This window comes from Spirillospora sp. NPDC029432 (assembly GCF_040703975.1).
In the GTDB taxonomy this organism is placed as follows: Bacteria; Actinomycetota; Actinomycetes; order Streptosporangiales; family Streptosporangiaceae; genus Spirillospora.
The window spans coordinates 35,324-47,557 of the sequence record NZ_JBEZWH010000046.1; the positions used below are offsets into that span (position 1 = coordinate 35,324).

Annotated in this window: 10 protein-coding genes and 1 other RNA gene; 9 read left to right on the forward strand and 2 right to left on the reverse strand. The window is 71.0% G+C overall.

Annotation, left to right across the window (positions count from 1 at the left end; genetic code table 11):
* The first annotated feature begins 80 nt into the window (after positions 1-80).
* From ftsX to ssrA, 4 genes are all read left to right on the forward strand, one after another.
* The gene (ftsX, locus tag AB0881_RS28970; RefSeq protein WP_366621857.1) at positions 81-986 is read left to right on the forward strand and encodes a permease-like cell division protein FtsX; all 906 of its coding nucleotides are present in this window, start codon (positions 81-83) and stop codon (positions 984-986) included.
* A 116-nt stretch (positions 987-1,102) separates the two neighbouring features.
* Positions 1,103-1,576 (forward strand): SsrA-binding protein SmpB, encoded by a 474-nt coding sequence (gene smpB / locus AB0881_RS28975; RefSeq protein WP_366621859.1) that lies wholly within the window; start codon positions 1,103-1,105, stop codon positions 1,574-1,576.
* A 30-nt stretch (positions 1,577-1,606) separates the two neighbouring features.
* Entirely contained in the window at positions 1,607-3,511 is a 1,905-nt protein-coding gene (locus AB0881_RS28980; protein WP_366621861.1) for a penicillin-binding transpeptidase domain-containing protein, read from the forward strand.
* A gap of 615 nt (positions 3,512-4,126) precedes the next feature.
* Positions 4,127-4,499, forward strand: a transfer-messenger RNA (tmRNA) gene (gene ssrA, locus AB0881_RS28985).
* Between the two features lie 76 nt (positions 4,500-4,575).
* On the opposite strand, the gene AB0881_RS28990 is transcribed toward ssrA, so the two are convergent.
* Positions 4,576-6,192 (reverse strand): class I adenylate-forming enzyme family protein, encoded by a 1,617-nt coding sequence (locus tag AB0881_RS28990; protein ID WP_366621863.1) that lies wholly within the window; start codon positions 6,190-6,192, stop codon positions 4,576-4,578.
* Entirely contained in the window at positions 6,189-6,767 is a 579-nt protein-coding gene (locus tag AB0881_RS28995) for an HD domain-containing protein (protein ID WP_366621865.1), read from the reverse strand. The genes AB0881_RS28990 and AB0881_RS28995 overlap by 4 nt, the downstream gene beginning before the upstream one ends.
* Before the next feature lie 148 nt (positions 6,768-6,915).
* Here AB0881_RS28995 and AB0881_RS29000 point away from each other — a divergent pair, with 148 nt between their 5' ends.
* The 5 genes from AB0881_RS29000 to AB0881_RS29020 all read left to right on the forward strand — a co-directional run bounded on the left by AB0881_RS29000 (position 6,916) and on the right by AB0881_RS29020 (position 12,164).
* Positions 6,916-8,280: an MFS transporter gene (locus AB0881_RS29000; RefSeq protein ID WP_366621866.1), complete on the forward strand. Its 1,365-nt coding sequence runs from the start codon at positions 6,916-6,918 to the stop codon at positions 8,278-8,280.
* Between the two features lie 71 nt (positions 8,281-8,351).
* Positions 8,352-9,086 carry a helix-turn-helix domain-containing protein gene (locus AB0881_RS29005; RefSeq protein WP_366621868.1) on the forward strand — a complete coding sequence of 245 codons (735 nt, stop codon included), beginning with the start codon at positions 8,352-8,354 and terminating at the stop codon, positions 9,084-9,086.
* Positions 9,087-9,201: 115 nt separating this feature from the next.
* Entirely contained in the window at positions 9,202-10,017 is an 816-nt protein-coding gene (locus tag AB0881_RS29010) for a class II aldolase/adducin family protein (RefSeq protein ID WP_366621870.1), read from the forward strand.
* Entirely contained in the window at positions 10,017-11,282 is a 1,266-nt protein-coding gene (locus AB0881_RS29015) for an amidohydrolase family protein (RefSeq protein WP_366621872.1), read from the forward strand. The genes AB0881_RS29010 and AB0881_RS29015 overlap by 1 nt, the downstream gene beginning before the upstream one ends.
* A gap of 87 nt (positions 11,283-11,369) precedes the next feature.
* Positions 11,370-12,164 (forward strand): EI24 domain-containing protein, encoded by a 795-nt coding sequence (locus tag AB0881_RS29020; RefSeq protein ID WP_366621874.1) that lies wholly within the window; start codon positions 11,370-11,372, stop codon positions 12,162-12,164.
* Positions 12,165-12,234 lie beyond the last annotated feature (70 nt).

Sequence of the window (12,234 nt, forward strand, 5' to 3'; positions counted from 1 at the left end):
TATGTGACCGGGACGACCAGGACACGACCCCCGACCGGACCCCCGCTCCCCGTGGGCTAGGCGATCAAGGACAGCGAGGCATGCGCGTACAGTTCGTTCTCCAGGAGATCTGGATCGGTCTCCGCAGGAACCTGACGATGACGATCTCACTCGTCATCACCGTCGCCATCGCCATGGCGCTCTTCGGCACCGGTCTGCTCATCAGGGAGCAGGTCGACTCCTCCAAGACGTACTGGTACGACAAGGTCGAGGTCTCGATCTTCCTGTGCGCCAAGACCAGCTCCAACCCCAACTGCCAGAAGGCCGACGCCACGCCGCAGCAGCGGGACGAGCTGAAGGCCGAGCTGGAGAAGCTGCCCCAGGTCGCCAACGTCGAGTACGAGAGCAAGCAGCAGGCGTGGGCCCGGTTCAAGGACCGCTTCGCCAGCACGCCGGGCTTCGTGCAGAGCGCCCAGGAGGGGGACATCCCCGACTCGTTCCGGATCCGCCTGAAGAACCCCGAGGAGTACAAGGCCGTCGCGCAGGCGGCGCTCGGCCGGCCCGGGGTCGACCAGGTGATCAACGAGCAGGAGATCCTGAAGAAGTTCTTCAACATCCTGAACGGCCTGCAGTGGGCGGCGATGTTCATCGCGCTGGTCCAGGTCATCGCGTCGGTGCTGCTGGTCGGCAACACCGTCCGGCTGTCGGCGTTCAACCGCCGCCGGGAGACCGGGATCATGAGACTGGTCGGCGCGTCCAACACCTATATCCAGCTGCCGTTCATCCTGGAGGGCGCGATCGCCGGGCTGATCGGCGGGATCTTCGCCTCGATCCTGCTGGTACCCAGCAAGATCCTGCTGATCGACAGACTCGCGGGGAACGTCGGGTTCGCCAGCCAGCTCGGCTGGGGGACGGTGATCGCGGTCATCATCCTGTCGATCTGCTTCGGCGTGCTGCTGTGCGCCGTGGCGTCGTTCCTCACGCTGCGCCGCTATCTGAAGATCTGACCCGTCCCTGGTCCGTACCGCCGCACCCGGATGCCCGTACCGTCGGGTATCCGGGTGCGCCCGTCGGCGGCCCTAGACTGGCGGCCTAGCGTTTTCCGCCGGACAAGGATCTACCAGTGCCACGTGAGACAGGGCGCAAGCTCATCGCCCAGAACAAGCGGGCCCGCTACGACTACCACATCGACGACGAGTGGGAGGCGGGCCTGGTGCTGATGGGCACGGAGGTGAAGGCGCTGCGCGCCGGCCGCGCCTCGCTCGCCGACGGCTACGCCCACGTCATGGACGGCGAGGTGTGGCTGGAGAACGTGCACATCCCCGAGTACACCCAGGGCACCTGGACCAACCACGCCCCCCGCCGGCGGCGCAAGCTGCTGCTGCACCGGCGCGAGATCCAGAAGATCATCGCCAAGTCGTCCGAACCCGGCTGGACGCTGATCCCGCTCTCGCTCTACTTCAAGGACGGGAAGGCCAAGATCGAGATCGGCCTGGCCCGTGGTAAGAAGTCGTACGACAAGCGCCAGGCCATCGCCAAGCGCGAGGCCGACCGGGAGATGCAGCGCGCCGCGGCGGCCCGGTTCAGGAGACGGTGAAGGGTACCGATGAGGAACCGAGCCCGGAGGGTGATCGCGTCCACTTCCTGCGCCGCCCTGGTCGCGGGCGGCGCGGGCGCGTGCTTCGCCGAGCCGTCCGCCCTGCCCACCATGCGGGACTTCCTGATCGCGTGGCAGGTCGGCAACACCGAGGCCGCCGCCCGGCTGACCACCGGCGCGGAACGTGCCGCGGTCGCCTCCGCGCTCGGTGCCGTCGAGCGGCAGCTGGACGCCGCCGCGATGCGGCTGTCGATCGGCGTGCCCGTGCCGACCGGCAAGCGGGACCAGAAGGCCATCGACAAGCAGGGCGACCGGGCCGAGGCGCGCTTCTCGGTCAAGGTCGACCTCGGTGAGAACGGCGAGCCCTGGACCTACACCGGGCTGATGAACCTCAAGCGCATCGGCGGCAAGTGGCGGGTCGTCTGGGATCCGTCGATCATCCACCCGAGCCTCAAGCCCGGCCAGCGGCTGGCCGTGGTCACCGAGGTCGCGCCGCGCGCCTCCATCCAGGACTCGGCCGCCCGGCCGCTGCTGCGCCGGGTGCCCGCCCAGATCGTCGGCGTCTACCCCGGCCAGCTCCGCGACCCGGCCAAGACCCTCGACCAGCTCGCCAAGGCCACCAAGACCGCCGGCGGCGACCCGCTCGACACCGAACGGCTCCTGGGCCGCGTCCAGTCGGCCCCGCCGAACGCGTTCCTGCCGCTGATGACGCTCCAGCGGCCCGGCGACAACGCGCTGATCGCCCGGCTCGGGCAGGTCCAGGGGCTGCACTCGCAGGCCGTCCAGGCCCCGATCGCCCCCGAGCACGCCGCCGAGGTCGTCGGCAGCCTCGGCCCGGCGACCGCCAACCGGCTCCAGCAGGTCGGCGCCCCGTACCAGCCGGGCGACACCATCGGCGTCAGCGGCCTCCAGCTGCTCCAGCAGCGCCGGCTCGCCGGCACCCCGACCGTGCGGGTCGTCGCCCAGGACCCGAACGGCCAGAACCGCCAGGAGCTGCGGTCGTGGCCCGGCACCGAGCCGCAGCCCGTCCGCACCACCCTCGACCGCCAGTACCAGCCGCGCGCCGAGCTGGCGCTGAAGGGGCTGCGCCACCCGGCGTCCATCGCCGTCGTCCGCGCCAGCACCGGCGAGGTCATGGCCGCCGCGAACCACCTGACCCAGGGCAGGAACCTGGCGATGGAGGGCCGCTACACGCCCGGCCTGACGTTCGGGTACGTCTCCGCGCGGGCGCTGATCAACGGCGGCATGTCGCAGAACACCGAGACCCAGTGCCCGGCCACCGCGAACGTGGGCGGCCGCACGTTCACCAACCCCGGCGGCAAGGGCCGCCCGGCGGCCACCCTCCAGCGGCACTTCGCGTTCTCCTGCGCGACCACCATGGCCAACCTGAGCAGCCGGCTGGACGCCAAGACGCTGGTCGCCGAGGCGCAGCGGCTCGGCCTCGGCAAGGGCTGGAACATCTCCGTCCCCGCGTTCACCGGTACGGTCCCCACCCCCAAGAACGCCGCCGAGAAGGCCGCGCTCATGGTCGGCCAGAGCGAGAAGCTCCAGGTGAGCCCGCTGTCGATGGCGCTGGTCGCCGGCGCCTCCGAGACCGGCACCTGGTTCCCGCCGTACCTGCTGAACGAGCCCCGCGACCTCCAGCAGGGCGTCGCGGCCCAGCCGCTCAACCCGATGTCGACGTCCCAGATGAAACTGCTGATGCGGCGCTCGGTCCACAGCGGCACCGCCAACGCCGCGAACGTCAACGTCAACGGCACCGTCTCGGGCGTCACCGACATCGTCGAGCAGGGCGGCAAGACCGTCTCCTGGTTCGTCGGCTCCCGCGGCGACCTGGCCTTCGCGATCGCCGTCGAGGGCAGGGTCAACGCCGCCGAGGTCGCCGCAGGCTTCCTCACCGGCACCCCCGCCGGCGCCGCCGCGGCCGACCGCTAGCGACTTTGTGATCTCTTTAGGACGGCCCGGCAACCTCCCCGTACCCGCCCGGCGTCTTTACAGGTGACTGAGACACCGCTTGGGGGGTTGCGGACTCAGTCGTCGTGATGAGACCAGAGCCTCGTCTCGGGGGAGGCTCTGCCGTCCGGACCGGCCCGACCCTGCCGGTCGGCCCCGGTGAGCGGAATTTGCTCCGCTCACCGGGGCGTCACTCTTGTTTATGGCGCCGCCTCCGGCGTCGCGGCTCGCGGGCGCTCTACGCGCGGTCTTCCCTCGTCGCTCTGGTCGCAGGCTCCCTGCGCTCCTCAGTCCAGACCGCGCGCGCCCGCTTGCGTGCGGGCGGGGGTTCAAACTCGCAGGCTGGGGTTCAAACTCGCAGGCTGGGGTTCAAACTCGCGGGCTGGGGTTCAACGTGCGCGAAGTGGGGCTCGAACGCGCGGGCTGGGGCTTGAACGCGCGGGGCCGGGCCGGACGGGTGAGGCGGGGGGACGAACCTCGCGCGGGGGCGGGGAAGCAAGATCTTCGCGGCTGGGGAATCTCGTTGGCGCGGGGGGCGTTATCCTTGTAGCGTCTGATGCGGACGTCCTCGGATGTCCGGCTTTGACAACTCAACATGGGGGTGACCGGCTTCGACTTCGGTAGGTCGAGCCAGGGGAAGCGGGTCGAGGGTTGCTGTTGTGACCTCGTTAATCCTGTGACAGCAAACCTATAACTGCCAACAAGAAGCAGTCCGAGTTCGCCCTCGCCGCCTGAGGCGAGGAGCGACTCTGTCAGCCCGGGTGAGTCTCCGCCCCGGGGTCTGGCATCATCAGGAGACTTCACCCACTCACCCGGTCGCGGGGTGAGCGGGAACATCTAACAGCGACTGAGCCCGCCGGCGACACGCCTGCGTGAGTGCCGGGGCTGAGAAAGCGTTAAGCAGGCTGCACCCGGAGAAGCCCTGACTCATCATCGAAGGACGCGGGTTCGATTCCCGCCACCTCCACTCGGTACGGAAGAGCCCGGCCGGAACATCAGATGTTCCGGCCGGGCTCTTCCGCTTTGTCGCGTCCGTACGCGGCCTGCTACCCGCTCGCGAGGTGGGATGCGGCGAGGGCGCGGATCTCGCCCTTGGCGAGCTTGCCGCCGGAGGACTGGGGGAGCTCGTCCACGACCAGGAGGTGCTCGGGGAGCAGTTCCTTGGACATGCCGTTCGCGACGAGGTGGTCGACCAGTTCGGGGAGCGTCAGGGGGCGCTTCTCGCGGGTGGTGACGACGGCGCAGACGCGCTCGCCGAACAGCTCGTCCGGGACGGCGACGACGGCGGCCAGCTCGACGGCGGGATGGGCGGCGACGGCCTCCTCCACCTGGACGGCGCTGATGTTCTTGCCGCCGCGGATGATGATGTCGGACGTGCGGCCCACCAGGTGCAGGTAGCCGTCGGCGTCGATGGTGACCAGGTCGCCCATCAGGAGGTGCCCGTCCGGCGTGTAGAGCTGCTCGTTGGCCGCGTCGTCGTCGTAGTAGCCGGCCGAGAGCAGCGGGCCGAGGCCGCCGGGACGGCCGGGGCCGCCGGTCGCGGTGACGTCGTTCCCCTCGTCGTCGTACAGGCGCACGTCCATCTCGGGGATGACGCGGCCGCCGGTGCGCAGGCGCCGCTCGCGGGTGTCGTCGTGGCGGGTGTGGCTGAACGCGCCGCTCTCGTTGGAGCCGAAGAAGTTGAGGACGACGGCGCCGGTCCGCTCCTCGAACTCGGCGGCGCTGTCGTAGCCGATGGCCTCGCCGCCGGTGAACATCGCGCGGAGGCTGGAGAGGTCCGCGCAGCGGGCGGCCGTCGAACGCAGCAGCATGCGGAACTGGGTGCTGACGGCGCACAGCACGGTCGCGCGCTCGCGTTCGATCATCCTGGCCATCGTGTTCGCGTCGAACCGGGGCAGCACGACGGTCGGGACGCCGAGGAGCGTGGGGGCGACGTGCGCCGTCCACAGCCCGAAGCCGAACGGGGCGGGCACGGCGCCGAAGAAGACGTCGTCCGGGCCCAGGTCGCCGGCCTGGACGGCGAGCCGGCTGAAGTGGACCCAGCGGTTCTGGAACTGGGTGACGCACTTCGGGAGGCCGGTGGTGCCGGACGTGGAGTTCAGCAGCCACAGGTCGTTGGGGCCGAGCGCGCGTCCGGCCGGGTCCTCGGGGGTGATCGGCCGCTCGGCCGGAGCGGTGCCGGAGACGTCGAGGAGGCGGAGGTCGTCGCCCAGCAGGAGGTGCCGGGACGGCTCGGCGCCGTGCGCGCGCAGGGCGGCGGCCAGGCCGGTCATGTCGCGGTCGCGGTGCTCGGGGAGGGTGACGATCGTCCGGGCGCCGGTACGGGCCACCAGATGCGCGATCTCGGCGTCCCCGGCGCGGGAGCCGATGCCGACGGCGACGAGCCCGGCGCGCTCGGTGGCCAGCAGGGCGATGTGGAAGTCGGCGGTGTCGGGGAGCAGCAGCGCCACCCGCTCGCCGGGCGCCGCGAGCCCGGCGAGGGCGGCGGCGACGGTGTCGGCGCGGGCGTCGTACTCCGCCCAGGTGGTGACGCGGCCGGGCTCGATGTAGGCGGGCGTGTCCGGCCGCCGCCGGGCGTGGTCGCGGACGCGGTCGCCCAGCGTCCGGTCGGACCACCAGCCGGCGGCGGTGTAGCGGGCGGTGGTGCGCGGGTCGACGATCACTCGTCGCCCCAGGCCTTCTTCTGGCGGCCGAACACCTCGCGCAGCATCGGCATGAAGAACTCCAGGTCCTCGCTGTCGTAGTCGGGGTCGAACGAGGCCTGATCGTACGCCGCGCAGAAGTGGGCGCACGCGTCGAAGTAGGGGGAGTCGCGGTAGATGTCGCGGCCGTCGCGGGGGATCCCCATCTGCGCGCCGTAGTGGTAGGTCTGGAAGAGGCCGTGGTGCTTGACGATCCACCACGCCTCCTCGTCCAGCACGGGCCTGAGGATGGCGGCGGCGACCTCGCTGTGGTTGTCGGGGCACAGGTCGTCCCCGATGTCGTGCAGGAGCGCCGCGACGACGATGTCCGTCCGGGCGCCGTCGCGGTGGGCGCGGGTCGCCGACTGGAGCGAGTGCTCGTACCGGTCGACCCGGTAGCCGAACGTGTAGCCCTTCATGGCCTTGAGCAGGCCCACGACGTTGTTCATCCAGTGCTCGGCCTTGTGCGCGGCGGCCTCGTCGCGGATCAGTTCCATCTCGGCGGGGGTGGCGTCGTCCATGCGGGTGAAGCTCACGGTTCGCGTTGCGCCGTCCATGGTCGCTCCTGTTCGTCCGGCTTCCCGTGAGCGTAGGCCGGACGCCGATTCCTAATCAAGTGGCTGATTGGTTCCCAATCAAGCGGTTGACATTTCGGGGTGGCGTGGATCACCCTCGTGGCGAACCCCCTGGCACGAGGAGGGCCGGATGACGGCTTCCACCGCACCCCCGCCGAGACGCCCCGCCTCCAAGGCGAAGATGGTCTTCTCCGTCAACCTGGGCAACGCCCTGGAGTGGTACGACTGGACGGTCTTCGCGATCTTCGCGGGCTACTTCGCCGGCGACTTCTTCCATACCGGCAACGAGGTCTCCAACCTGCTGTCGGCGCTGGCCGTCTTCGCCGTCGGCTTCGTCATGCGGCCGATCGGCGGGATCGTCTTCGGCCGGCTCGCCGACCGCCGCGGCCGCGGCCTGGTGCTGCTGGTGACGATGTCGCTGGTGGCGCTGTCCAGCCTGATGATCGCCGTGGGCCCGACGTACGGCTCGGTCGGCGTCCTCGCCTCCGCCTGGCTCGTCCTGGCGCGCTGCCTCCAGGGCTTCGCGCACGGCGGCGAGATGGGCGGCTCGTACACCTACATCGCCGAGCTGGCGAAGCCGCGCAACCGCGGCCTGTGGGGCAGCACGCTCATCATGTCCAACGTCCTCGGCACGGTCCTGGCGACCCTGCTCGGCGCGCTGCTGCGGCTCGGCCTCGGCGAGCGGGCGCTGAACGACTGGGCCTGGCGGATCCCGTTCCTGCTCGGCGGCCTTCTCGGCCTCGTCGCCCTCTACCTGCGGCGCACCCTCCAGGAGCCGGAGGTGTTCAGCGAGAGCAGGAAGACGGCCGCGCCGCCCAGCAGCGGCGACCTCGTCCGGAACATGTGGGCGGAGCGCGCGTCGGTCGTACGGGTCGTCGTGTTCGTCGCCGGCACCGGAGTCTTCTCCTACGCCTGGTCGGTGAGCGCCCCCGCGTACGCCACCAGCTTCTACGGCGTCGACGGCGGCGCGGCCATGTGGGCGGGAGTCGGCGCCAACCTCGTCTTCATCGCGGCGCTCCCGCTGGCGGCGATGCTGTCCGACCGCATCGGCCGCCGCGCCAACTTCATGATCTGGGGCGCCGGCGTCGCCGTGCTGGCCTTCCCGCTGTCGTGGCTGCTCGGGCCGAGCGGCTGGTCGCTGCTGCTGGCGATGTCGCTGGCCCTGGTCGTGCAGGCGTTCGGCGGCGGCATCCAGGTCGCCTGGTTCGCCGAGCTGTTCAGCACCCGGGCGCGGGCCACCGGCGTGGGCCTCGCCGCCTCCGTCTCCGCGGCGGTCTTCGGCGGTACGGCGCCGTACCTGAACGCCTGGCTGACCGACAAGGGGCTCGCCCACGTCTTCACCTGGTACGTGATCGTCCTCGCCGTCCTGAGCGCCGTCGTCGCGTACCGGACGCCCGAGACGCGGCACGCCGAGCTCGGCGGCCCGGCGGGCGGCCCGGCCGTCCCGTCCGCGGACGCCGGCCCGGCCGGGTCGCCTAGACTCCGTACCGAGTGAGCGCTTGATGGAACCGGTCTCGCCGGTCCGGCCTCGCTCGGCATCCGGAACCGGCTCAGGAGACGAACACAGTGGCCCGTGGGCAGCGCGCGAAGATCCTCGAGCACTCCGCCCGGCTGTTCTCGCGGCAGGGGGTCGCGGCCACCACGATCCGCGAGATCGCCGAGAGCGTGGGGCTGAACTCCGGGACGCTCTACCACTACTTCGCCTCCAAGGACGAGATCGCCTCGGAGATCCTGCTCGGCTTCCTGGAGGAGCTGAGCGGCGAGTACCAGGGCGTGTCGCCGCACGGCGGCACCGCGCGGGACAACCTGCGGGAGCTGATCCGGATCTCGTTCCAGGTGGCCGTACGCCACCCGTACGCCACGGAGATCTACCAGAACGAGTACGGCGGCGGCCTGCCGTCGCTGCCCCGCTACGACGAGATCATGGAGCTGGTCGAGCGCTGCCACGAGGCGTGGAACCGGGTGATCGAGCACGGGGTGGCGCGCGAGGAGCTGCGCCGCGACATCGACTCCCACAACTTCCAGCGGATCCTCCGCGAGGTCGTCTTCATGGCCGTCCGCTGGAACCGGGAGACCCTCGCCGGCGAGGTCGACTCGCTGGCCGGGACGCTCACCTCCGCGTTCATCGACGGGTTCGGGGCCCGCCCGGGCGAGCGCGGGACGGCGCCGTCCGCCCCCGTTCCGGTGCCCGCGCCGCCCGAGGCCGCGCCGGCGCCCGGCAACGCGGAGCTGGCCCGCCTGAACACCGAGCTGAACGAGCTCAAGCGGACGGTCGAGATGATCCGCCGCGGCGGACGCTAGGCACCCCTTCCTCACCTGACCGGCGGCCTTCAGGGCCGTCCGGGTGCCGGCGCCTGCCCTCCTGCCCGCAGTGCCGACCGCCGGCCGCGCCATGGCCGAGAAAGGAAGGGCCGTCATGACGGCCACCGACACGAGAACGACGCCTCCCGCCCCCGTCGCGGGCGGCGCCGCCGAATGGTCGCCCCGGGTGATGCCGCCCGTCGGCGCCGACCTGACCGAACGGCAGAAGCTCGCCTGCGCGTTCGGGATCCTGGCCAGGTCGGGGTTCACCGAGAACATCGCCGGCCACATCACCGTCCGCGCCGGAGACTCCGGTGCCCCTGGCGGCCCCGGTGATCCCGAGAGCCTGTGGATCAACCCGTGGGGCCTGTGGTGGGAGGAGATCACCGCCTCCGACCTCTGCCGGGTGTCGCCCGCCGGCGACGTCCTCGAAGGCCGGTGGGACGTGACGCCCGCGTACCACATCCACACCGAGCTGCACCGCCGCCGCCCGGACGCACGCGTCGTCGTGCACAACCACCCGTACCACGCCACCGTGCTGGCCGCGCTCGGCGTCCTGCCGGAGTTCGTGCACCAGACCGGGTCGATGTTCGACGGCGACCTGGTCTTCGTCGACGAGTACACCGGCGAGGTCGCCAGCTCCGAACTGGGCGCCGACCTCGCCGATCGCATCGGGGACGCCTCGGTGGTCCTGCTCGCCAACCACGGCGTCATCGTCACCGGCGCCACCGTCGAGGAGGCCGTCTACCGTTCCGCGACGCTCGAACGGCAGTGCCGGCTGACGTACGACGTGCTCGGCCGCGACCGCACGCTCGTCCCGCCGCCTCTTCGCCGCGCCATGAAGGCGTCCCTGCTGGAGCGCGGCACCGAGTTCTTCTGGAACGGCGCCGTACGCGCGCTGCTCCGCGACCGTCCGGAGGTACTGGACTGATGACGATCAACATCGACGACCTGGCCGGGAACACGTCGTTCACGACCGGCGGCAAGGGCGAGTCCGGCCCCACCTGGCTGCCCGAGCCCGAGCGCCGCGAGCGCCGCTACACCGTCATCTCCGTCGACGACCACATCGTGGAGCCGCCGGACACGTTCGCCGGGCGCCTCCCCGCCCGGCTCGCCGACCGCGCGCCGCGCGTCGTGGAGCGGGAGGACGGCGCCGAGGTCTGGGTGTACGACGGGCAGGAGTTCCCGAACGTCGGCTTCAACGCCGTCGTCGGCCGCCCCGTCAGCGAGTACAGCTTCGAGCCGAGCCGCTTCGACGAGATGCGCCGCGGCGCGTGGGACATCCACCACCGGATCAAGGACATGGACCTGGCCGGGATCTACGCGTCGCTGAACTTCCCCTCGTTCCTCCCGGGTTTCGCCGGCCAGCGCCTCCAGCTGACCACCAAGGACACCGACCTGTCGCTGGCGTCCGTGCGCGCCTGGAACGACTGGCACCTCGAGGAGTGGGCCGGCGCGTACCCCGACCGGATCATCCCGTGCCAGATTCCCTGGCTGCTGGACCCCGAGCTGGGCGCCGAGGAGATCCGCCGCAACGCCGAGCGCGGCTTCAAGGCCGTCACGTTCTCCGAGGCCCCGCAGAAGCTCGGCCTGCCGTCCCTGCACACCGGCCACTGGGACCCCATCATGCGGGCCTGCGCCGAGACCGGCACCGTCGTCAACCTGCACATCGGCTCGTCCGGAACGTCCCCGGCCACCGCCGACGACGCCCCGCCGGACACCGTCGGCGTCCTGTTCTTCGGGTACGCGATGTTCGCCGCCGTCGACTGGCTCTACTCGATGCTCCCGGTCCGCTACCCGGACCTCAGGATCTGCCTCAGCGAGGGCGGCATCGGCTGGGTCGCCGGGCTGATGGACCGGCTCGACCACATGCTGAGCTACCACGAGATGTACGGGACCTGGACGTCCGACATCGGCCTCACCCCGGCCGAGGTCCTCAAGCGCAACTTCTGGTTCTGCGCGGTCGAGGACCAGTCCTCGTTCGCCCTCCGCGACCGCATCGGCGTCGAGAACATCCTGCTGGAGAGCGACTACCCGCACTGCGACTCCACCTGGCCGGACACCCAGTCGGTCATCCATTCCGAGATCGGCGGCCTCCCACCGGCCGACATAGCCCGCTTCACCTGGCGGAACGCCGCCGACCTCTACCGCCACCCCGTACCGGAGGAGATCCAGCGGGACCCCAACGCCTTCTGACGGGACCCGGGGCGCCCGCACCCGGGCGCCCCGCGCCGTCCGGCCGGATGGCGGCCGAGGGGCGGAACGGTCGATAGCTTTGGGGGTGTGAAGCAGGCGTTCAGCGATTTCTTCGATGGTGTCGGATATCTGTTCCGGGGGCTGGGGTGGGTCGCGCGGCATCCGCTGCAGTGGCTGTTCGGGCTGATCCCCGCGGTGATCGTGCTCGTCGCGTACGCGGCGGCGCTCGGGACCCTGGCGTGGAACCTGGACGACGTGGCCGGATGGCTGACGCCGTTCGCCGACGGCTGGTCGGAGTGGCTGCGGAAGGCGACCCGCGTCGTGGCGGGGATCGCGGTGTTCGGGGCGTCGCTGTTCCTGGCGATCCTGACGTTCACGACGCTGACGCTGCTGGTGGGCGACCCGTTCTACGAGAACATCTCGGAGAAGGTCGAGGAGTCGCAGGGCGGTGCGCCGCCGGAGCCGGACGTGCCGCTGATGACCCAGATCGGGCGGGCGATCAAGGACGCGGTGCTGCTGGGGCTGGTCGCGCTGGGGTTCGCGGTCGTCTTCTTCGCGTGCGGTTTCCTGCCCGTGGTCGGGCAGACGGTGGTGCCGGTCGTCGCGGCGTTCGTGTCGGGGTACTTCCTGACGGGCGAGCTCACGTCGGTGGCGATGGACCGGCGCGGGGTGCTGCGCAAGGAGCGGTTCGCGCTCATGAGGCGGCGGCGGCCGCTGGTGCTCGGGTTCGGTGTCGCGACCGTCGTGATGTTCCTCATCCCGCTCGGCGCGGTGCTGGCGATGCCCGGCGCGGTGGCCGGCGGTACGCTGCTGGCGCGCGAGCGCCTGGCGGCCGATCCGCAGGTCATGAGCGCGCGGCAGGACCCGCCGCAGGGGTATTGAGCCGTTGGGAAGATGTGTCCTGAGTGTGATGGCCCGGCACATCGGGGGCACCGATCTTGCCGTACGGTGT

Coding starts and splice junctions, on each gene's coding strand:
- ftsX (WP_366621857.1), top strand. CDS start 81: ATGCGCGTACAGTTCGTTCTCCAGGAGATCTGGATCGGTCTCCGCAGG.
- AB0881_RS28995 (WP_366621865.1), bottom strand. CDS start 6,767: ATGGACGGCGCAACGCGAACCGTGAGCTTCACCCGCATGGACGACGCC.
- AB0881_RS29000 (WP_366621866.1), top strand. CDS start 6,916: ATGACGGCTTCCACCGCACCCCCGCCGAGACGCCCCGCCTCCAAGGCG.
- AB0881_RS29010 (WP_366621870.1), top strand. CDS start 9,202: ATGACGGCCACCGACACGAGAACGACGCCTCCCGCCCCCGTCGCGGGC.
- AB0881_RS29015 (WP_366621872.1), top strand. CDS start 10,017: ATGACGATCAACATCGACGACCTGGCCGGGAACACGTCGTTCACGACC.